The sequence below is a fragment of the Streptomyces sp. NPDC042336 genome, assembly GCF_055581985.1.
Genome location: NZ_JBVJEA010000014.1, coordinates 174,658 through 195,230 on the forward strand (window position 1 = coordinate 174,658; position 20,573 = coordinate 195,230).

A 20,573-nucleotide genomic window follows, 5' to 3' on the forward strand; every position below is an offset into this window, starting at 1 on the left:
CCGGCCGGGTGCCCGGCGCGCCGGGCGTCACCGGTCCGCCAGACAGCCGCTGACCACACGCCACAGGTCGGCCGGGGTGGCGAAGCTGGCCGGGGCCAGGGCTCCGTCGGGGAACTCGATGCCGTAGGCGTCCTCCAGCCGGGCGGACAGTCCGACCATGCCGAGGGAGTCCAGGCCGTGTGCGGGCAGCGGGACGTCGGCGCGCAGCTCAGCGGTCGGGGGGTAGTCGGTGAGTGCGGCCCTGACCAGCTTCTCGAAGGTCTCGTCCCAGTTCGTCGCCACGGTGCGCCTCGTCCTTCTTGTCGTCGCCAGGGTGGTGCCGGTGTGCCGGGTGGTCCGTATCGCCGTGCACGCGCGCGGCCGGTTCCGGGAACGGCGCGGAATGGGCGTGCGGGCCCGTTCGAGAGAAATGCTGCGCGGGGATGCTAACGACGGAATTTCCGTCGCCGCAAGGGCGTCCGGGTAGTTTTTCGGCGTGCGCACTATTGAGCAGAATTCCGGCCCGTAAAGAGCGGACCATCTGGGTTCTTCTTTTTGTTTCCAGGCCCCGGGAATCGGAAGCTCGGCGGCGCCCCTCGCCACAGGAGGACGTCACGCATGCCGCAACGGGTGCTGATCGCCGGTACGTCGCCGCTCCTCGCCGGCCGGCTCGCCGCCCGTTGCCTGGCGGCCGCGGATGGTGCCGCCGGCACCGAGGTGGTCCTGCTTTCCGTCGTCCGGTCCCGTCCCGGGGCGCCCGCTCCGGGACGGGAGGAGCTGGCCGGGCTCGTGGCGGAAAGCGGCAGCGGGGCCGAAGGGCCGGACGGGCTCGACGCGCGGCGGCTGACCGTGGTGTGTGCAGAGCCGGACGGCGTGGACGCCGAGCTGAAGACCTGGCCGGCGGAGCAGGTGTGGTGCGTGGTGCCGGGCTGGGACCGGTCGCAGGCCCGTGGGGCACGCGCGGACGCCGCGCTGGCCGGCTCGCTGCTCGCCGCGCTGCCCGGCCTCGGGGCCCGCCGCTATGTGCAGGTGGGCCAGGACCCGGCGCCGGACGACGGCCGGGCGCAGCGGTCCTGCCGGGACCTGGAACGGATGGCCGTGGAGGCGTGCCTGGACGCCGGGGTGTCCTGGCGGATGCTGCGCACGGCGCCGGTGGTGGACGCGCGGGCCCCGGCGCTGGGTGAGTGCCCGCCGGGCGCCCACCGGTTGCTGTGGGCGCTGGACTCGGTGCGCGCGGAGGTGGCGGACCGGGTGCCCGACTGGTTCGAGCGGCAACCGCTGCGGGTGGCCGGTGTGGCGGGTCTCGGCCTGCCCCTGCTGACCGCGGAACGGGCTGCCGGGGAACTCTGGCGGGCCGGCGCGCCCGGGGACCTGCCCGACGGCTTCTCCTCGGTGCCCCGGCCCGCCCCGGTCCCGCTGACCGACGTGCTCGCCCGGGCCGGCGCGGTGCACGGCATCGACGTCCGCCCGGTGCCGGACCGCGCGGCGTTCAACGCCGTCGACCGGCTCCTGGACCTCCGCCTGACCGACGTACGCCGTCAGGCGGTACGCCTGTGCGGGACGGACGAGGACACGGACTCGGACACGGACACCACCGCGACCGCGACCGCGGAGGCTCCGCTGCCGCCTCCCGCCGACGGGACCGCCCCCTCGAAGGGCGCCCCCTCCCTCTCCCCCGCCGGGCAGTGGGAGCTGTTCGGCGCGGTCCGGGCCGCTCGGGCGTCGCCGGACGCGGCGCCGGGCACGGATGGTGGTCTGCGGCGGCGCGTCGTGGACGTGGCGGGGCGGCCGCTGGTGCTGTTCGAGGGCGGGACCGGCGAGGGTCCGCCCCTCCTGGTGCTGAACGCGCTCGGGCAGGGACCGGGCTTCCTGACCCGGCTGTGCGCCCACCTGGCCCCGCACCACCGCGTCGTCACCTGGCAGGTGCGCGGCACCGAGCGGGAGGATCCCGCCTGGGGGACCCGGCACCAGCTCGACGACATCGACGCGGTGCTGGAGGCCGTCGGCGCCGAGCGCGCCCATCTCCTCGGCTGGTGCACCGGCGCCAAGATCGCCACCGCCTTCCAGCAGCACCGTCCGGAGGCCGTCGCCTCCCTGGTGTTCCTGAACGCCACGTTCCGGCAGAACGACCGCTGGGACGGCATGGACACCAAGTACGAGTCCGATCTGGCGGCGGTGTGCCGCGCGCTGGACCGCAGGCCGCAGAAGGCCGCGTGGATGCTGGACCTGCTGGCCCCGGGCGCCGCGGGCGGCTCGGGCAGCCCCGGCGCCCGGGACGCGGGGGTGCTCGGGGTGCTGAGCCGGGCACTCGCCGACGAGGTGCGGCGGCCCTTCCGGGACGCCGAGGTGCTCGTGCGGTACGCCCGTCAGCTCATGGATCTGTGGCGGCTCGACTCCGCGGCGCAGGCGCCCCGGGTGGCCGTGCCGACGCTGTTCGTCTGCTCGGAGTTCGACGGCATCTCCTCTCCCGCCCGGGCCCGCGAGGCCGCGCGCTGTTTCCCGCACGCCCGGTACGCGGAACTGGCCGTCGCCGGTCACTACGCGCCGCACGACCGCCCCGTCCTGGTGGCGGAGCTGATCACGGAGTTCGTCCGCGCGCCGCGGGAGGTCGCCGATCTCGTGCGGTACGCGGAGATCACCTGGCACATCGACACGGAAGGAACTGCGCGGTGACCGAGGCCAAGGCCTTCGACCGGGTCGCGGACGACTACGACCGGATGCGGGGCGGAATGGAACGCGGCAGACAGGCCGCGGCACAGCTGGCCGGGGACCTGGCTCCGGGCCCGGTGCTCGAGGTGGGCGTCGGCACGGGAATCGTGGCGGCGGGACTTGCCGAACTGGGCCACGACGTGCGCGGCGTCGACGTGTCGCCGCCGATGCTGGCACGGGCGGCCGAACGGCTCCCGGGGCGGGTCTGCGTGGGGGACGCGAGGGCGCTGCCGTTCGCCGACGCCAGCTTCGACAACGTGGTGTTCACCCACGTCCTGCACCTCGTCGGGGACATGCCCCGGGCGTTGCGCGAGACGGCGCGGGTGCTGCGCCCCGGGGGGCGGCTGCTCGCGGTGCACGGCGATCCCGCCGCCGATCCGGACGAGCTGGTCGCCGTACTGGACCGGCTGGCGGTGCTGCAGCCGCGGCGCCCCGACACGCCCGAGGGCCTCGACGCGGCGGCGCGGGAGGTGGGGCTGGAGCGGCTGCGGCACGAGTTCGCCGCCGACTACGAGCGGGCCACGACCCCCCGGCAGCTCCTGGAGAGCCTGGAGCGCCGGCTGCCGCCGTACCTGTGGGACGTCGACGACGACACCTGGGCACGGGTCGTCGAGCCCGCGCTGGCCGCCCTGCGGGCCCTGCCCGACCAGGACCGTCCCCGGGTGCAGCAGTGGCGCGTGCACCGCAGCGTGTACGTCAGGAGCTGAGCCGCCGCGTCCCCGGCCCGGCGGTGTCCGGACCGGGGGCGTTCGGCCCGGCGGGTCAGCGCGGTATGAGTTCGAAGGCGATCGCCGGACGGCCGCCGAAGCGCGCCCCCATCGCCTGGGCCAGGCCCAGCAGCGGACCGCGGACGTCGGTGACGGGCGGCTGCATGGCCGCCAGGTAGCTGGCGTGGGCCTCCAGCGAGGCCACCGCCCGGTCGATGTGGTCGGTGACGTCCACGGCGTGGGTCGGCTTGGGCGAGTTGGAGACCGCCACGTAGCGGACGCCCTGCCAGGGGCCGGGGCCGTCCTCGGGGAAGATCCAGCGGTTGGCCGCGTCGCCCACCGCGTCGAGCAGGGCGCGGCCGGTGTTGCGGTGGTCCGGCGAGTTCCAGCGTCCCGTCGACGTGTGGTCGTGGTGGCAGAAGCCGAGGACCAGCTCGGGACGGTGCCGGCGGATCGCGGCGGCGAACTCGCGGCGCAGCTCGGCGGAGTACTCGATCCGGCCGTCGGGGTGGTCGAGGAACTCCACTCCGGCCGCTCCCACCACGGCCGCACTGGCCCGCTGCTCCGCCTCGCGGACCTCGGCGGCCTTCTCGGGCGCCATCGAGTCGATGCCGGCCTCACCCCGGCTGGCCACCAGGTAGGCGACCGACTTCCCGGCCGCGGTCCAGCGCGCCACGGCGCCCGCCGCGCCGAATTCCATGTCGTCGGGATGCGCCACCACGGCGAGGGCGCGGGTCCAGTCCTCGGGCATTTCCTGGAATTCATCGGTCATGCCTCGAAGATAACAGCGCGCTTTCCTGTCCCGGTACCCCGGAATTGCCTTTCTCTGCATCGCTCAAAAGTGAGCAGATCCAGCGGTAATCAGGCGCGAGAATCCGGCTGATCCCCGTCGGCAGTCCGGCCACCGGTTCGCCGAGGTACCGCGAGCGAGAGGACAGCACATGCAGTCGACCAGCACCATGACCTGGGATCCCTGGCAGCCCGCGCCCTACCAGCAGACGGAGGGTGCTCCGCTGCTGCTGCACGGCCAGGTGGCCAACCACTACCGGGGGCAGATCGAGGGCGAGGGCGTCCAGCAGGTCCTCATCGCCCTGTCGCCCGACGGGGCGAGTGTGTTCACGGCGCTGGAACGGGTGACGGGCCGGATCGGCGACCGCAGCGGCAGCTTCGTCCTCCAGGTCACCGGTACCACCGGCGGGGGCACGGCCAAGGCCACCCTGGAGGTGCTGGAGGGTTCCGGAACGGGCGGGTTGGCCGGTTTGCGCGGGACCGGCACCTACTTCTGCGACAACCCGGGTCCGGACGGTCACGCGGCGATCGCGTTGGACCACTCCTTCGAGTAGTCCCGGCGATCCGCGTGCGCCCGCACCGGTGAGGGCCTAGGCTCGCGAACGCCGGAGGTGCACGCGGAGGTTGCACGCCGAGACGATCATCGTCCTGAGGAAGGAAACCTTTCATGTCCCCCATTGGGCAGCTGGCAGCGGTCACCCTCGACGCGCCGGACCCGAAGGCTCTGGCCGAGTTCTACAGCGCCGTCACCGGCTATCAGACGCTCTTCGCGAGCGAGGACTTCGCCTACATCGGTACCGCCGACGGTTCGAGCCGCATCGGGTTCCAGCGGGTCCAGAGCCTGAAGCAGCCCTCCTGGCCCGGTGACGACAAGCAGATGCACCTCGACTTCAGCGTCAGCGACCTGGACGAGTCGGTGGAGCGGCTGACCTCCCTGGGGGCCACCAAGCCGGACCACCAGCCGGGCGGCGAGAAGTGGGTCGTCCTGATCGACCCGGCCGGTCACCCGTTCTGCGTCACCACCATGGCCTGACGCCGGCCCCGCCGGACAACGCGAGGAGGCCGCGGCACTCACCCGAGTGCCGCGGCCTCCTCGTGCGCCCTCAGTCCGCCCAGTACTGCGGCGTCAGGCAGCCGTCGTTCCCGCTGCCCTCCAGCATCAGGCTGTCCCAGCGCCCACCGCCCTGCTCCTTGGGCACCCAGTCCTGCATGTACGTGGCACGCGGCGCCGCGGGGTCGGTGCGGGCGTCGATGCCCATCAGCTTGTACATCGTGCCCAGCGATTTCATGTGGATGAGGAAGTGCATCCGCTCCATGGTCCCGAACAGTTCCTCGAAGACCAGCGCGGTGGCGTCCCCGTCGGCGTTCAGGTTGGTGTTCTCGGCGACCGTGCGGGCGAACAGGCGGGCCTCGGCCCGGTACTTGTAGCTGAAGTCGACCACGCGGTGCATGATCACCCCGGCGGTGGCCGTGTTGAGGAGCCGGTCGGCGGGGACGGCGGTCTGATGGTGCGCCGGCTGCACCTCGAACCAGGGCTCGTCCCGGTCGGCGGCCAGCGGACTCATCGACGGGTCCTGGGCCATGGTCTGGGTGGCGGTGCCGAACATCCCCCAGCGGTGCGGCAGCATCATCGTCTCCCGCACGCTGCCGGGCACGAACGCGGCCTGCCACGCGTCGGCCTGGTGCTGCGAGACATGGCCGCCGAGCACCCCGTCCCGGAAGTCGCGGGGACCGCCCATGTGCAGCAGGCGCTCGTAGTCCTCCAGGGACCGGAAGTGGATCAGCCAGTGCAGACGGTCCTTGACACCGAAGGTCTCCTCGTAGACGAACACGGTCGCGAGGCCGGGATGCTTGGTGTTGACGAACTCCGCTGCCTCACGGGCCAGCCGGCGCGCGCTGTCGCCCTGGCCGGCGGCTATCTGCGCGACCCGCTCCACGACGACCCCGGCGTTCGCCGAGTGCAGGATCCGGTCGGTGGGCTGCGTGGTCTGGTGCCGGGCGGGCGGAACACCGGGCGTGCCGCTGTCCAGGGTCATGTCGCTCTCCTCGTGTGTGTCATGGGTGGGTCGAGGGGTGGGGACCGGGCTGGGCGTAGGCGGCCAGGCGCTCGTCCAGGACCCGTGCCGCCCCGGTCATCAGCAGCTCGGCGATGCGTTCGACGTGCCGCTCGCGCCAGGGCTCCAGGGCGGTGCCGGCGACACAGCGGTTGAACGCGCCGGCCGCGGGTCCGCAGTGCACCTGGTAGTTGGCCCGCTCGGCGGGGTCCCCGTCCTGGGCGGCCCGGTTGGTGCGGGCGAAGTAGGACTTGAACAGGAGCGCCATCCGGTGCCGGGGGTCCCGCTCGGCCCGTTCGATCTCGTGGTCGCGTCCGGTGTCCCGGTAATGGGCGCACGTCTGCTTCCACACCTGGTCCAGCGAGGCGCGCAGACAGTCGCGTTCCAGCCAGGTGAGGGTGGCCTCGTCCAGGTCGTCCAGGCCGCTGTGGCCGCGGTAGAGCTGGTACAGCTTGTTGGCCCGGGCCGCGAAGAGGGTGCCCTTGCGGACCACCTGGACGCGGGAGCCGAGTTCGAACAGGTCGCCCGCGGGCGCGTACGCGGTGTCCTGGACGTCCAGGGCGGCCAGCAGGTCCTTCACGGCGTCCGAGGTGCCGGCCTCGGGCGAGCACTGGTTGACCGAGCCGGTGACCACGAAGTCGGCGCCGAGCACGAAGGCCGCCGCGACCGCCTCGGGGGTGCCCAGCCCTCCGCAGGCCCCCACCCGCAGACGGCGGGCGTAGCCGTGCTGTGCGGTCAGTCGCGCGGCGAGCGCGGCCGTGGTCGGCACCAGGGCCAGGCTGACCCCGCCGTCGGTGTGGCCGGCCGAGTCGCCCTCCACGCAGATGTCCTGCGCCACCGGCAGCCCGCGCGCCGCGTCGGCCTCGGCCCCGGTCAGCGCGCCCCCGGCGACCAGGCGCCGCAGCAGTTCCTCGGCGGGCGGCGCCATGAAGTGGGCGGCCACCTCGGGACGCGAGCACTTGGCGACCAAGGTGCGTACGGCGACGGGGGCGCCGTCCGCGGTGCGGTGGGCGCCGGTGAACCGGAAGCGGACGAGGGCCGGGGTGACGGTGGTGAAGGCGGCGGCCTCCACGTGCCGGACGTCGTGCCGCAGCAGCAGGTCGGTCAGGGCGTCCTCGGCGCCTGGACGGGTCAGGTCGTGCAGCACGTTGACGCCGTAGCGGCCGTCGAGGCCCGGAGTGCGGGCGAGTTCGGCGAGGGCCTTGTCGACGGCGCCGAGGTCCAGTCCGCCGGCGCCGAAGTAGCCGCGTAGGCCCGCCCTTCCGAGCCGGGCGACCAGTTCCACCGAGGACACCCCGCGGAACATGCTGCCGGCGAGGTAGGCGTAGCGCACGCCGTGGTCCTGGCGGAACTCCGCGCTGCCGAGCCGGGCGGCGGCGGGGTCCCGGGCGGTTTCCGGCCCGGGGGCGACAAGAGGGGCCTCCCGGCGCACCCCCACCGGCACGGGTACGGGCTGCTGCGGCTGCGGCTGCGGCTGCGGCACGGTGTCCGGCTCGGCCCGTACCGACTCCCACATCTGCCGCAGCATCGGGCGCGGGGCGAACTCGTCGGTCTCGGTCACCCCCAGCCGGACCAGTTCCCGCAGGGTCTCGTGCCAGCGCACCGGAGCCGCGATCTGCCGGGCCAGCAGGTCCGCCACGCCGTCGGCCGGATAGGGCCGGCCCGTGACGTTGGCGATCACCGGGATACGCGGTGGCCGGAATTCGACGGAGTCGAGGAACGCGGCGAAGCGCTCCTGGGCGGGGCGCATGTGCCGGGAGTGGAAGGCACCGCTGGTGGCCAGCGGGACGCAGCGGGCGCCCGGGGCCGCCCGCACGGCGGCGCGGAGCGCCTTGACGCTCTCGGCCGGCCCCGACACCACCACCTGGGTGGCGGTGTTGAGGTTGGCCAGGTCGACGTCGGTGGCGCCGCTGCGGTCGAGCAGGGCTCGGACGGCGTCCGGCGACAGGCCGACCACGGCCAGCATGGCGCCGCCGTCCGCCTCACCCATCAGCTCCCCGCGCCGGCACACGATCCGCAGGCCGGTCTCGAAGTCGAAACAGCCCGCGGCGAGCAGTGCGTTGTACTCGCCGAGGCTGTGTCCCGCCAGGACGTCGGGTGCGGGCCCCTCCGCCAGCGCCTGCGCACAGGCGAGCGCGTTGACCACGTACAGCGCGGGCTGGGTCCACCGGGTCCGGTTCAGCCGGCCGTCGGGGTCGTCGAGGCACAGGTCGCGCACGGACTCGCCGAGGACGCGGTCGGCGGCCGCCACGTACTCGGGGAAGCGGTCGAAGAGACCCTGCCCCATTCCGACGCGCTGTGCCCCCTGGCCGGCGAAGAGCCAGGCCCTCACGCGCCCGGGCGGAGCTGGTACGGCAGCAGCACGGTGTCCTCGATGGTGCCGGGCACGAAGGAACGGCCCCAGGTGCCGCCGCCCTTGCGTTCGGCGATGAACTGCCGCTCGCCCAGCGCCCGGAAGTCGGCGTCCGTGCGCTCGAGTTCGAGCAGTTCCTGGTAGGCGTCGAAGTCCTTGAGGTGGATGAGCCAGTGCAGCCGGTCCATCACGCCGAAGGTCTCCTCGTAGAGGTACGAGGTGGCGCGACCGGGCAGCTTGCGGTTGACCTCGTTCTGCCAGGCGAACGCGTACAGCCGGGCCTCCTTGCGGAACTCGTGCGAGGCCTGGCCGGTGCGGTGCAGGGTGAGCAGGGAGTTCGCGGAGTGCAGCAGCTCGGTGTCGGACTGGTCGGTCTGCAGTCTGGCCGGGTCCACCCAGAGTTCGCCGCTGTCGTGATCTTCCTCCTCGTGCACCAGCCCGTGCTGCGGGACGAGGATGCGTTCGCGCACGGAGCCCTCGACGACGGCCCGGCCCCACACACCCGCGCCGGCGTCCTCGGGCACCCGGTCGCTCTCCAGCAGGTCGATCATCTTCTCGTCGTGATCGACCATGTGCAGGCTGATGGCGTAGTCGTTCGGGGTCTTCCAGTGGATCAGCCAGTGCACCCGGTCCTGCTTGCCGAACGCCTCCTCGTAGAAGTAGAAGGAGGCACCGTTGAGGTCGGACTGGTTCATGTAGGCGATCACGTCGGCGAAGAGCTTGCGGCCCTCGTCGCGGTGCTCGTACTTCAGCTGGGCGCTGCGGGCGATGGTGAAGCCCGAGTTGCCCGAGTGCAGCAGTTTGTCGGTGGGCACGGGGCTCTGGGCCGACGCGGGGCTGGGACCGGCCGCGCTCCGGGCTGTCCGCTGGTCCATGAATGGCCGTCCTTCCAGTGCGCAGGATGCGTGGCTCGTGCCGGGCCTGGGGCCGGCGCGAGCCACGCTAGGCGGACCGCCGCGCAGGGGCTGCACAACTTTGAGCAGGCCGGGGACGGTGCCGCCCGCCCGGGCAGGTCAGCCTGCCGTGGACGTCTCCTGCGCCGGCTCCTCGGCGGCCGGGTCGTTCTCGCGGGGCATCTCCTTGAGGAACAGGGACACCACGAGGGCGAGTCCGACCAGCAGGACGCACACCAGGAACATGTCGCCCATGGCGTGGGCGTAGCCGTCCAGGGCGTCGCCGCGCGCCGGTTCGGGCAGCCGGTGCAGAGCCGTGACGCCCTGGTCGGCGGCGCGTGCCGCGTCCTGGCCGACGTCCGCCAGCCGGTCGGCGACCCGGCTGGTGAGGACGGTGCCGAGGACGGCGACCCCGACCGCGGACCCCATGCGCTGGAAGAAGTTGGCGGAGCTGGTGGCCGCGCCGATGTCCTGCGGCGGCACGGAGTTCTGTACGGCGGTGATGACGGGCTGCATCACCAGGCCGACTCCGGCGCCGAACAGGAAGGCGTACAGGCCGATCTGCCAGTAGGGGGTGCCCGCGTCGACCCGGGAGAGCAGCAGCATGGTGACGACCAGGAGTGCGGAACCGGAGACGGGGAACACCTTGTACCGTCCGGTCTTGCTGATCAGCTGACCGGATGCGATGGACGTGAAGGTCAGTCCGAACATCGCGGGCAGCATGGCGAGTCCGGAGCGCGTCGACGACATGCCCATGACAGTCTGGAAGTACAGCGGCAGGTACACGATGCCGGCGAACATGGCGGCCCCGGCGAGCAGTCCGAACAGGGCTCCGACGCCGAAGACCGGATTGCGGAACAGGCGCATGGGGATGACGGGTTCGGCCGCCCGGTTCTCCGCCCACACGAACAGGGCACCGAGCACGACGGCACCGGCGGCCAGCGCCAGCGAGCCGGGCGCGGCCCAGCCGTGGGCCTCGCCGGCCCAGTTCAGGTACAGCAGGGCGCACACGACGGCACCGGCCACCAGGGCGGCGCCGGTGAAGTCGATGGTGTGCCGGCGCTGGGGACCGCGGACGCGCAGGCCGACGGCGGTGGCCACCAGGGCCAGCACCCCGACCGGCACGTTGACCAGGAAGATCCAGCGCCAGCCCGGACCGTCCGTGAACCAGCCGCCGACCAGCGGCCCGACCACGCTCGACAGGCCGAACACGGCCCCGAACAGGCCCTGGTAGCGGCCTCGGCGCTCCGGTGGCACCACGTCGGCGATCACGGCGAGCGCCAGCACGAACAGACCGCCCGCGCCGAGGCCCTGGATGCCGCGGAAGACGATGAGCTGCCCGATGCTCTGGGCCACGCCGCACAGCACGGACCCCACGACGAAGACGCCGATGGCGCACTGCACCACGGTCCGGCGGCCGTAGAGGTCGGACACCTTGCCCCACAGCGGGGTGACCGCCATGGAGGTGACCAGGTAGACCGTGACCACCCAGGGCAGCCGTTCGAGACCACCCAGTTCACTGACGATGCTGGGCAGGGCGACACTGACGACGGTCTGGTCCAGGGCCGACAGCAGCATCCCCGCCATCACACCGGCGATGGCCAGGGCGGCCTGACGAGGAGTGGGCAGGGCCGGTGCCGCGTCCGCGGGCCCGGGGGCCGCCTCTGCGGAGTTCTCCATGGGGGGTGCTTCCTTCCGTGGTGGTGAAGGGCGGCCCGGGTGCTACGGCACCCGCGCCGCCGGACCTGATTCGGGAACGCCGTCCGTCACCCGGCGGGTGACGAAGTGCAGATCGAGGATGGCGGCACGGGCGGGTGCCGGCCGGGGTTCCGTCCGCGGCACGGGAGACGTACGGCGTTCGGCCGCCGACGGCACGGGGCCCGGGGCGGAGCCGCCGTCCGCCTTCCGGTCCAGCCACAGCCGCCGTCGGGCGTAGGCGGGCGCGGGCAGCGGCTCGCGCACCGGTACGCCCGCCGGACGCTCGGCCGGGTCGAGGGCTGAGGCGACGAGGTGGGCGTTGGTACCGCCCAGACCGAAGGAACTGACCCCCGCCACCCGGCGCGCGGGCGGCGCCGTCCACGCCTCGGCCTCGGTCACGGGCCGGAACGGCGAGCGGGCGAAGTCGAAGCGCGGGTTGGGCGTGTCGCAGAACAGCGTGGGCGGCACCACCCCGTGCTCCAGGCTCAGCGCGACCTTGATCAGACCCGCCACGCCGGCCGCGTTCAGCAGATGACCGACGTTGGCCTTCAGACTGCCGATGCCGCAGCGGCCGTACGGCTCCTCGGCGCCCGCGAAGGCGTCGGTGAGCGCCTTGAGTTCCATCGGGTCGCCGATCCGGGTGGCGGTCCCGTGCGCCTCCACCAGTCCTATCTCCTCCGCCCGGCGCCCGGCCGCGGCCAGGGCCCTGCGGACGACGTCGGTCTGCGCGACCGGGTTCGGCGTGGTCGTGCCCATGGTGTGGCCGTCGTTGTTCACGGCGACCGCCTCGATCACCGCGTGCACGCGGTCGCCGTCGCGCAGGGCGGCCGCCAGCGGTTTCAGCAGGACGGCACCGCAGCCCTCCCCCGGCACGATGCCGTCGGCCCGCTCGTCGAAGGGACGGCAGCGGCCGGTGGGCGACAGCACGCGGGCCGCACTGAACTCCAGGTAGGGCCGCTCGTCCAGCAGGATCTCCACCCCGCCGGCCAGGGCCAGTTCCGTCTCCCCGGACAGCACGCTGCGGCACGCCAGCTGCACACTCACCAGGGAGGACGAACAGGCGCTGTCCACCACGAGGCCGGGGCCCCGGAAGTCGAAGCGGTGGGCCACCTGGGCGGCCAGGAAGTTCTGGTCGGACTGGAGGACGTCGGGGCGCAGCGGCGCGCGCAGCGGGTAGGAGGAGATCCGCCCGCCGACGAAGACGCCCACGTCCCGGCCGCGCAGTTCCTCGCCCCGGTAGCCGGCGTCGGCCAGGCAGTCGCGGGTGGCCTCCAGGAACAGCCTGATCCCCGGGTCCAGCACGGTGGCCTCGTCGTCGCCGAGCTGGAACGGCCCGGGGTCGAACAGGTCGAGACCGTCCAGGAAGCCGCCCCACTTCCCGGTGCTGCGTCCCGGTTCGTACTCCGGGCGGTAGTGGGCCGCGGTGTCCCAGCGGTCGGCCGGTACCTCGGTGACGGCGCAGCGGCCCTCGACCAGGTTGCGCCAGAAGGTGGCGACGTCCGGTGCGCCGGGGAACCGCCCCGCCATGCCGATGACGGCCACATGGCCGTCGGTACGGCGGCCGGCGGGGGCCGCGGCGGCCGCCGCCGGGACAGGGAGCGGCGGCACGGCAGCGGCAGCGGCAGCGGGCGGGACGGGTGCCTCGGCCACCGGGACGGGTGCCTCCGCCACCGGGACGGGCCGCGGAGCCAGGCCGAGGGACGTCAGGTGGTCGTGGAGCTGCTGCACCGAGGGGTGCTCCAGCAGCAGCGAGGGCGGCAGGCGCTTGCCGACGGCGTCCTCGACGCGTTCCAGCAGTTCCCCCAGCATCACGGACTCCACGCCGAGGTCGGTGAAGTCGGCCGTGGTGTCGAGGTCGGTCTCCGGGGTGCCGAGGACCGCGCACACCAGCGGGACCAGCCAGGCGGGGCCGCTGCCGGTGCGCGCGGGCTCCGGTGCCGGTGCCGGTTCCGGTGGCGCGGCCGGGCTCCGGTCCGTCCGGGTGTCCAGCAGGGTCTCCGCGTCGAAGGAGGCGTCCAGGGCCAGGGCCGGCAGGACGGTGCCGCCCCAGGGCATGGCGATCACCTGCTCCAGGATGCGCAGCCCCGTGGCGTCGTCGACGGTGTCCAGGCCGACGGGGGCGCAGACGTTGTCCTTCCCTCGTGCCGCGCCGCTCTCGGTCCACATCGGCCAGGCCACGGAGCGCAGGTGGGCGCCCCCGGTACGGACCCGGTGGCCGAGCAGCAGGTCCGCCGCCGCGTTGGCCGCCGCGTAGTCGGTGACGCCGACGGCGAGGCGCGGGACGAGGGCGCAGGCCGAGGAGAACGCCACGAAGAAGTCGAGCCGGTCGCCCTCGCACAGGTCGGCGAGCGTCTCCAGGCCGTCGGTCTTGGGCGCGAAGGTCGCGCGGACGGTGGCCGTGTCCTTGCCGACGAAGGCCGGCCGGCCGCCGCCCGGACCGCCGGCGCAGTGCACCACGCCTGCCAGGGGTCCCAGTTCGGACCGCACCCGGTCCAGGAAGGCACCGACGGCGGCGCGGTCGGTGAGCGGGCCGCCGTGGGCCAGGACGCGCGCGCCGAGCCGTTCCAGTCGCCGCACGCCGGCGACGGCCTCGGCTTCGGCGGCACCGAGGGCTCCCGGGGTCTCCCACCGCTCGCGGGGCGGCAGTGGCCTGCCGCCGAGCACCGCGACGGCCCGTGCTCCGCGCTCGACGAGATGGGCGGCGACCCGGGCACCGATGCCCCGGGTGCCGCCGGTGACGACGTAGGCCCGGCCCGGGTCCGGTACGAGCGGGGTGTGCCGGGCCAGGGTGGGGCGCAGGACGGGTTCGTAGCGCAGTCCGTTCCGGTGGCAGACCTCCGCGCGCCCGCCGGGCCGGTGCCACTCGCCCCAGAGCGCGGCGGCCAGCCGTTCCGGGTCGGTGGTGGGCAGGTCGGTGTCGAGGACGGTGGTGTCCAGCCGCTGGTACTCGGCGCCGAGGCAGCGCAGGAACCCGGCCATGCGGGCACCGGACGGACAGGGGGCGGGTCCGTCGAGGTCCTGGAGTCCTCGTACCGCTTGGAGGCCGCGCAGCCGGGCGCCGGGCCGGGCTCCGACGAGCCGGCGGATCAGCAGCAGGCGGGCGGTCCAGGGGCCGGGGGCGGCGGGGTCGGGCCGGTCGAGGTCGGTGAGGTCGATCCAGCCGGCGATCAGCGGATGGCGGGCGAGGAGTTCACTGGTGACGGCGTCGGCCTGGGCGTCGTCGCCGAACTCAGCCGCGCCGGACGGAGAGTGGCCGTCGTGTACGAGGACCGGGACGAGGGCGCCGGGCGGTGCCGTGCGGGCGAGCGCGTCGGCCACGGCTCGGGTCGCGGTGCCGTACAGGCACACCACGGCGCCCTCGGCGGGGGCGCTCCCGTCGGCCGCCTCTCCGGTGGGCAGCCATTCGCGGCGCAGCAACTCGATGTCCCGGGCGTCCTGTGGCGAGGCCGGGGTGTCACGGCCGGGACGCGGGTCCGGGAAGGCGGCGGGTCCGCCGGCGGAGTCCTGCTCGGGGATCCAGCAGCGCATCGCGGCGAAGGGGTAGGACGGCAGGGTGGTGACGCGCGGTGCGGAGCCGGTGTACAGCCGGGTCCAGTCGACGGGCCCGCCGCTCACCCAGTGCCGCGCGAGCGCGGTGAGGTCGGGGTCCGGGCCCTCCGGCAGCAGGCGTCCCTGGGGCCGGCCGCCGTGGGGTGCGCGACCGCGTGCCGCACTCGCGGCGTCCGGGTCCCGGCCGGCGGCGAACTCCGCCAGGCGGGCGGCGGCGTCCGCCTCGTCGCCGACGACCAGGGCGAGGCGTTCGCGCAGGGGTTCACGGCCGGTCTGCAGGGTCCAGGCGACGTCGGCGAGCGGAGCCCCGTCCGGGCGGCGCAGCCAGGTGGCGAGGCGGGAGGCGGTGTCCCTGAGGCGTGCCTCGTCATGGGCGGAGAGCACGAGCAGCCGGGGCGCCGGGACGGGGGGCGGGTCCTGGCGGGCGGCGGCGGGGAACTCCTCCAGCACCACGTGGGCGATGGTCCCGCCGGCGCCGAAGGAGCTGATGCCCGCGCGGCGGGGGCGCGGGGCGCCGTCCGGTCCGGCCGGCCGGGGCCAGGGGGCGGCCCCGTCCTGGGGGCGGAAGGGCACGGCGTCCCAGTCGATGTTCGGGTTGAGGCGGTCCACGTGCAGGGTCGGGGCCAGGGTGCCGTGTTCCATCTGGAGGAGGCACTTGGTGAGCGCGGCCATGCCGGCGGCGGCCTCGGCGTGCCCGATGGTGGACTTCACCGAGCCGATGGGCAGCGACCCCGCGGGGCGGTCGTCGCCGCCGAACACCCGGGCGAGGCCGTCGATCTCGACGGGGTCCCCGAGCGCGGTGCCGGCGCCGTGCGCCTCCAGGTAGTCGATGTCTGAGGGCCGCAGCCCGGCGTCGGCGAGGGCGTCCCGGACGACCTGGCCCTGCGCGACGGGGGACGGCACGATGTAACCGTTGGTGCGTCCGGCGTGCACCATGGCGGTGCCCCGGATCACCGCGCGCACCCGGTCGCCGTCGGCCAGGGCCCGGGCCAGTGGTTTCAGCACCAGTACGCCCACCGCCTCGGCCGGCACGAACCCGTCTCCGTCCGCGCCGAAGCTGCGGCAGCGCCGGGAGGTCGAGGTCAGGGACATGAGCCGCTGCTGCACGAACTTGTTCGGGTGCAGGGAGAGGTTGACGGCCCCGGCGAGGGCGACCTCGCAGTCACCGGCGCGCAGCGCGCGGACGGCCAGGTGGAGGGCGGCCAGCGACGAGGAGCACATGGTGTCCACGGCGAGGCTGGGGCCGTGCAGGTCGAGGATGTACGAGACCCGGTTGGCGATGTTGCCGAGCGCGCCGCCGCTGTAGGCGGGGCGCCCTCGCAGGGTCTCCTCCACGCCGAAGAAGGAGTAGTCGGCGTACATGGCGCCCGCGTAGACGCCGACGCGTGACCCGTGCCGCTCGCGCAGCCGCTGCCGGGGGTGGGCGGCGTTCTCCAGGGCGGCCCATGCCGTCTCGAGGAAGAGGCGCTCGTGCGGGTCCATCAGGGCGGCGTCGCGGGGGGTGATGCCGAACAGCAGCGGGTCGAAGCGGTCGACGCCGTCGAGGAAGCCGCCGATCATCTCGTCGACGGGCCAGCCGGGGCGGTGCCGGTCGGCGGGCAGACCGGTGACGCAGTCGTGCCCGGACTCCAGGTTGGCCCAGAACGCCTCCAGGTCCCCGGCCTGCGGGAAGCGGCCCGCGACACCGATGACGGCGATCGCGCCGTCGGCCTCCTCGGCGGGGCCGGGCTCCGCGGCCGGGCCGGGCTCCGCGGCGGCTCTCGTTGCGGCGGCCGGCCCGGCCGTGGTCCGCGGTCGTCCGGCGTCCGGCGCACGGCGCGGGGTGGCCCCGCAGCGGCGCACGGCGTCCTCGGCCACGTGGGCCATGTCGCCGTGTTCGAAGAACAGGGTCCGGGTGCCGACCCCCCAGTCGTCCGCGAGCAGCCGGTTGAGTTCGCCCACCTGGAGGGAGGTGAGCCCGTACTCCACGAAGGGCGTGTGGGCGTCGAGTTCGTCCCGGGGTATCCCGGACACCTCGGCGTACCGGTCCAGGAGGGCCGTCTCCAGCTCGGCCGCCCGGGTGTCCGCCCCCGTGTCCCGAGCGGCGCCGGCGGCGGGCTCCGCCGTCGGTGGCGGCGCGGGCGCGTCGGTGGCGGTGAACGGGTACACCGGCAGGGCGACACGGGCCCGGGGGGTGTGCCAGTAGGTCTCCCAGGGCAGGTCGGCGCCCTGGGCCCACAGCCGGGCCGCGTCGGTGGCGGTGCCGGGCGCACCGGCCGGTGCCTGCCCGGCCCGTCCTGTGTGGACGGCGGGGTCCGGGCGGCCGGCGAGGAAGGCTTCGAGCGCGGCGACGACCCCGTCCAGGTCGGGGCGTACTACGGCGAGCCGGTGCCGCATGGGCACCCTGCCGGTCTGGGTGGTCCAGGCCACGTCGGCGGCGGCGGGCGCCCGGTCCTGGCGCAGCAGCGTGCCGAGCCGGTCACGCAGGTCGCGGGCGGCGCGGGCGAGCCGGTCGGGGTCGCCGGCCGAGACGAGCACGACGCACGGGTCGACCGGGGCCGTACCGGCGCCGCCGGGCGGGATGTCGCTGTCGGTGCGCTCCAAAGGGTTCATGCCGTCTCACTCCACGGGTGTCGGCCTGGGCTCGGTCCGGGCTGGTCCGGGCATGCCGCATGCCCGTGGGGTCCCGTGGGCGGGGCCCCACTGTCCGTCGCAGACCGTAGCGATTGCTTGGTGTGTCCGCTGGTTCATGGGCGCGTTTCGGCCCGCTTCGGGGCTCGCTCGGTGAGCAGTTCCGCGGCGTTTGTCAGGAGGTGTCCGGCCACCGCGGCCGGAGTGCGTGCGGTCCACGCGGCCAGCGGGGTGCCTGCCGCCGCACGGTTGAAGTGGGTGAGGTCCGGGTCGCACGGCAGCTGGTGGTCCAGGGGCCGCAGGGGGGCGCCGGCCGGTGTACGGCGGGCGGTCTCCCGCACGTATCCGCGGAACACGTCGGCCGTGCGCAGGCGTCCGTCGGCTCCGGTGGCCGCAGGCGGCTCGGCGGCCGGGCCGCCCAGGAGGTGTTCCTCGACGTGCCGGCGCCGGGGTTCGGGGACGTCGGCGAAATAGCGGTGTTCGCGCAGGAGCCGGTACAGCAGGCCGGCCCGGGCGGGGAACAGGGTGCCCCGGCGGACGACCCGTGCGAGGACCCCCAGGGTGGCGTGCCGTTCGGTGGGCGCCCAGGTGACGTCGTCATCGACGGCCCTCGCCAGGGTGTCCTTGAGGGGGTCGGCCAGCCGGGCCGCGGGTGCGCAGGCGGTGAGGGAGGTGGAGACGAGGAAGGCGGCGCCCAGGGCGAAGGCGGTGGCGGCCTGTTCCGGTGTGCCGACGACTCCGCACAGACCCACGTGCACGGGTTCGGGCCCGGGGCTCCGGGTGGCGAGCGCGGCCACGGCGGGCAGCAGGTGGTAGGCGTCGGCGCCGCCGTCGTGCCAGCCCCCCGGGTGCTGGACGGCCAGGTCGGAGGCGACGGGCAGCTCACGGGCGACGTCCGCCTCGCGAGCCGACAGGGCTCCGGTGCCGACGAGTTCGGCGAGCAGGGCCGGGGCGGGCGGGCGCAGGAAGGCGGCGGCCTGGTCGGGTCCGGTGACGCGGGCGACGACGTGCCGTACGGCCACGGGGCCGCCGCCCGGGCGGCGGTGGGCGCCGGTGAAGCGGAAGCGGACGAGTGCCGCGTCGGGGCCGTACGGGTGGCGGGCCTCGACGTAGCGCACCTCGTGCGCCAGCAGTGCGGTGACCTGTTCGTCCGCGTCCGCCCCGGGGCACAGTCCGATCCCCCAGCCGTGCCGGCCCGCACGGCCCGGCGACTCCTGGGGCGGAGCGCCGGGGACGGGGTCGGTGCAGGCCGCGAGCCCTGCGGCCCGGGCGGCCCGGCAGACCTCGTCGCCCACGGCTCCGTCGCCGGTCCCGGACACGACCCAGGCCAGTTCGGTCCCGTACCGCTCCCGGAACCGCGTCGAGCCGAGCCGTTCCCGGGTCACCGGGGCGCGGCGGCGTCCCGGCGCGGCCGGCCGCGTGCGCGTTCCCGGTGCCGCCGCGCCGTCACCTCCTGCCCCCGGCCCCGGCCCCGGCCCCCGCACTGTTCGCGCCTCGCGGTCCTGCCCGTCCCGCGCTGCCGGGGGCGGCCCGTTCCGCGGCGGCGCGAGCTCGGCCCGGGCCGTCGCCCACAGCTTGGTCAGCACGCTTCCGGGGCCCAGCTCGACCAGCTCGGTGACCCCCTGTTCGACGAGGTGGGCCAGGCTGTCCCACCAGCGCACCTCCCGGCACATGTGCTCGCGCAGCCGGAGGGCGATCCGGTCACTCCGGTGGGGGCGGGCCGTCACGTTGGAGACCACGGGGACGCGGGGCTCGTGAAAGGTGACGGTGTCGAGGACGGCGCCGAGTTCGTCGGCTGCCCCGGCCATGTAGCGGGAGTGGGCGGCGACGCTGATGTGCAGCAGTACGCACTTGCCCGCGCCCTCACGGCGGAGCACGGGCGCGAGGGCGCGGACGGAGTCCTCGGGGCCGGAGAGGACCGTCTGCACGGGCGAGTTGTGGTTGGCGACGTCGATGTCGTCCACGCCCTCACGGCGCATGACCTCCCGCAGCCGCTCGACGTCGAGTCCCACGACGGCGAGCATGCCGCCCCCGCTCGCCCGCCCCATGATCTCGGCGCGGGCCACGACGAGCCGCAGTCCGGTCTCGAAGTCGAGGGCGCCGGAGGCGTAGAGGGCGGTGTACTCGCCGAGGCTGTGTCCGATCATGCAGTCGGGCTGCGGCTCCCGGGCGGCACGGTCGAGGTAGGTCAGCGCGCCGATGGTGTACAGGACGGGCTGCAGGACGCGGGTGTCGCGCAACGCGGCCTGATCGGCGGCCAGTTCACGGACCGAGCGGCCGAGTACGGCGTCCGCGCGGGCGAGCGTGCCGGGGTGGCGGTCGAAGAGGCCGGCGCCCATGTCCTTGCGCTGGGAGCCCTGGCCCGGAAAGGCCCATACGACGCCCGTCGGCCGCCTTCCTGGTGCTCCGTTCCGGAACGGCCCGGACCCGGCGCTCACCGCTCCCACGGGTAGCGCCCTTCGGCGGCGAACCGTGCCATGCCCTCGCGGACGCCGGGCGCCGCGGCGAGCCGGGCGAACTCGGTGACCGCCCGCCGCTCGGTCTCCGCGGTGACGGGATGCAGCGCGGACAGGTATCCCTTGGCCTCTCCGATCATCCGGGCGTCGATCTTGGTCAGCCGGGACAGCAAGCGGCGCACCAACGGGCCCGGGTCCGGCGAGAGTTCGTCGGCGAGTCCCCGGTGCACCGCTTCCTGGGCGGTGAGCGGCAGGGTGGTGAGGGTCATCGTGCCCGCGGTGTGCGCGCCGGTGCGGCGGGCCAGGAACGGGAGCACGCTGCACGGCAGCAGTCCCCACAGGGCCTCGGGGAGGCTGAACACGCCGCGTTCGGTGGTGTGGACGAGGTCGCAGGCCGCGGCGAGTCCCACACCGCCGCCCGCCACCCGTCCGTCCACGCAGGCGAGGGTCATCCGCGGCACTTCGGTGAGCCGCCGCAGCAGTCCGAAGAACGCCGAACCGCTGTCTGCTCCCCGTTCCGCGTCCCTGCCGTGGGCGGCTCCCGTGCGGATGTCCCCCGCCGCCTCGCCCATGTCCATCCCGTTGCAGAACGTGCCTCCCGGCGAGTCGAGCACGACCAGCCGGCAGTCGTCGGCGTTCTCGGCGTCGTCCAGGGCTTCGTGCAGGTCGGCGATCAGGGCGGAGTCGACGGTGTTGCCGCGCTCGGGCCGGTTCAGGGTGATGCGCAGGACGGCGGATTCCTGGTGCCTGACCCGGACGGTGCCGTGGCTCATCGG

At 74.5% G+C, this 20,573-nt stretch carries 13 protein-coding genes; 4 read left to right on the forward strand and 9 right to left on the reverse strand.

The genetic code is table 11. The features are described 5' to 3' along the window. Positions 1–27: 27 nt before the first annotated feature. On the reverse strand, positions 28–282 hold the full coding sequence (locus ACZ6IM_RS27720) for an acyl carrier protein (RefSeq protein ID WP_052841992.1): 255 nt from the start codon (positions 280–282) through the stop codon (positions 28–30). Between the two features lie 315 nt (positions 283–597). On the opposite strand from ACZ6IM_RS27720, the gene ACZ6IM_RS27725 reads away from it, so the two are divergent. After that, the gene (locus tag ACZ6IM_RS27725; RefSeq protein WP_052841993.1) at positions 598–2,652 is read left to right on the forward strand and encodes an alpha/beta fold hydrolase; all 2,055 of its coding nucleotides are present in this window, start codon (positions 598–600) and stop codon (positions 2,650–2,652) included. Beyond that, the gene (locus ACZ6IM_RS27730; RefSeq protein ID WP_469559982.1) at positions 2,649–3,395 is read left to right on the forward strand and encodes a class I SAM-dependent methyltransferase; all 747 of its coding nucleotides are present in this window, start codon (positions 2,649–2,651) and stop codon (positions 3,393–3,395) included. The genes ACZ6IM_RS27725 and ACZ6IM_RS27730 overlap by 4 nt, the downstream gene beginning before the upstream one ends. Positions 3,396–3,450: 55 nt before the next feature. Here ACZ6IM_RS27730 and ACZ6IM_RS27735 read toward each other — a convergent pair whose 3' ends face one another. Further along, a complete protein-coding gene (locus tag ACZ6IM_RS27735; protein ID WP_052841995.1) occupies positions 3,451–4,167 on the reverse strand; it encodes a PIG-L deacetylase family protein in 717 nt (238 codons plus the stop codon). Positions 4,168–4,336: 169 nt separating this feature from the next. On the opposite strand from ACZ6IM_RS27735, the gene ACZ6IM_RS27740 reads away from it, so the two are divergent. Both ACZ6IM_RS27740 and ACZ6IM_RS27745 read left to right on the forward strand, forming a co-directional pair. Then, the gene (locus ACZ6IM_RS27740) at positions 4,337–4,738 is read left to right on the forward strand and encodes a DUF3224 domain-containing protein (protein ID WP_052841996.1); all 402 of its coding nucleotides are present in this window, start codon (positions 4,337–4,339) and stop codon (positions 4,736–4,738) included. Positions 4,739–4,851: 113 nt separating this feature from the next. After that, the gene (locus ACZ6IM_RS27745; protein WP_052841997.1) at positions 4,852–5,217 is read left to right on the forward strand and encodes a VOC family protein; all 366 of its coding nucleotides are present in this window, start codon (positions 4,852–4,854) and stop codon (positions 5,215–5,217) included. Positions 5,218–5,287: 70 nt separating this feature from the next. Here the strand turns inward: ACZ6IM_RS27745 and ACZ6IM_RS27750 are convergent, their stop codons facing one another. The 7 genes from ACZ6IM_RS27750 to ACZ6IM_RS27780 all read right to left on the reverse strand — a co-directional run bounded on the left by ACZ6IM_RS27750 (position 5,288) and on the right by ACZ6IM_RS27780 (position 20,570). Then, on the reverse strand, positions 5,288–6,220 hold the full coding sequence (locus tag ACZ6IM_RS27750; protein ID WP_052841998.1) for a DUF6039 family protein: 933 nt from the start codon (positions 6,218–6,220) through the stop codon (positions 5,288–5,290). A 19-nt stretch (positions 6,221–6,239) separates the two neighbouring features. Continuing rightward, positions 6,240–8,570 (reverse strand): ACP S-malonyltransferase, encoded by a 2,331-nt coding sequence (fabD, locus tag ACZ6IM_RS27755; RefSeq protein ID WP_469559988.1) that lies wholly within the window; start codon positions 8,568–8,570, stop codon positions 6,240–6,242. After that, positions 8,567–9,466 carry a DUF6039 family protein gene (locus tag ACZ6IM_RS27760; RefSeq protein ID WP_469559991.1) on the reverse strand — a complete coding sequence of 300 codons (900 nt, stop codon included), beginning with the start codon at positions 9,464–9,466 and terminating at the stop codon, positions 8,567–8,569. The genes fabD (ACZ6IM_RS27755) and ACZ6IM_RS27760 overlap by 4 nt, the downstream gene beginning before the upstream one ends. 138 nt (positions 9,467–9,604) lie before the next feature. After that, complete coding sequence (locus tag ACZ6IM_RS27765; RefSeq protein ID WP_469559994.1) at positions 9,605–11,164, reverse strand: MDR family MFS transporter; 1,560 nt, start codon at positions 11,162–11,164, stop codon at positions 9,605–9,607. Between the two features lie 42 nt (positions 11,165–11,206). Beyond that, positions 11,207–17,323 (reverse strand): beta-ketoacyl synthase N-terminal-like domain-containing protein, encoded by a 6,117-nt coding sequence (locus ACZ6IM_RS27770; RefSeq protein WP_469559997.1) that lies wholly within the window; start codon positions 17,321–17,323, stop codon positions 11,207–11,209. A gap of 134 nt (positions 17,324–17,457) precedes the next feature. Beyond that, on the reverse strand, positions 17,458–19,788 hold the full coding sequence (gene fabD / locus ACZ6IM_RS27775; RefSeq protein WP_469560000.1) for an ACP S-malonyltransferase: 2,331 nt from the start codon (positions 19,786–19,788) through the stop codon (positions 17,458–17,460). Continuing rightward, positions 19,776–20,570, reverse strand: a complete 795-nt coding sequence (locus tag ACZ6IM_RS27780; RefSeq protein WP_469560002.1) for an enoyl-CoA hydratase-related protein — start codon at positions 20,568–20,570, stop codon at positions 19,776–19,778. Before ACZ6IM_RS27780 ends, fabD (ACZ6IM_RS27775) begins: the two co-directional genes overlap by 13 nt. Positions 20,571–20,573 lie beyond the last annotated feature (3 nt).

Coding starts and splice junctions, on each gene's coding strand:
- ACZ6IM_RS27725 (WP_052841993.1), top strand. CDS start 598: ATGCCGCAACGGGTGCTGATCGCCGGTACGTCGCCGCTCCTCGCCGGC.
- ACZ6IM_RS27735 (WP_052841995.1), bottom strand. CDS start 4,167: ATGACCGATGAATTCCAGGAAATGCCCGAGGACTGGACCCGCGCCCTC.
- ACZ6IM_RS27740 (WP_052841996.1), top strand. CDS start 4,337: ATGCAGTCGACCAGCACCATGACCTGGGATCCCTGGCAGCCCGCGCCC.
- ACZ6IM_RS27745 (WP_052841997.1), top strand. CDS start 4,852: ATGTCCCCCATTGGGCAGCTGGCAGCGGTCACCCTCGACGCGCCGGAC.
- ACZ6IM_RS27750 (WP_052841998.1), bottom strand. CDS start 6,220: ATGACCCTGGACAGCGGCACGCCCGGTGTTCCGCCCGCCCGGCACCAG.
- ACZ6IM_RS27760 (WP_469559991.1), bottom strand. CDS start 9,466: ATGGACCAGCGGACAGCCCGGAGCGCGGCCGGTCCCAGCCCCGCGTCG.
- ACZ6IM_RS27765 (WP_469559994.1), bottom strand. CDS start 11,164: ATGGAGAACTCCGCAGAGGCGGCCCCCGGGCCCGCGGACGCGGCACCG.
- ACZ6IM_RS27770 (WP_469559997.1), bottom strand. CDS start 17,323: ATGAACCCTTTGGAGCGCACCGACAGCGACATCCCGCCCGGCGGCGCC.
- ACZ6IM_RS27780 (WP_469560002.1), bottom strand. CDS start 20,570: ATGAGCCACGGCACCGTCCGGGTCAGGCACCAGGAATCCGCCGTCCTG.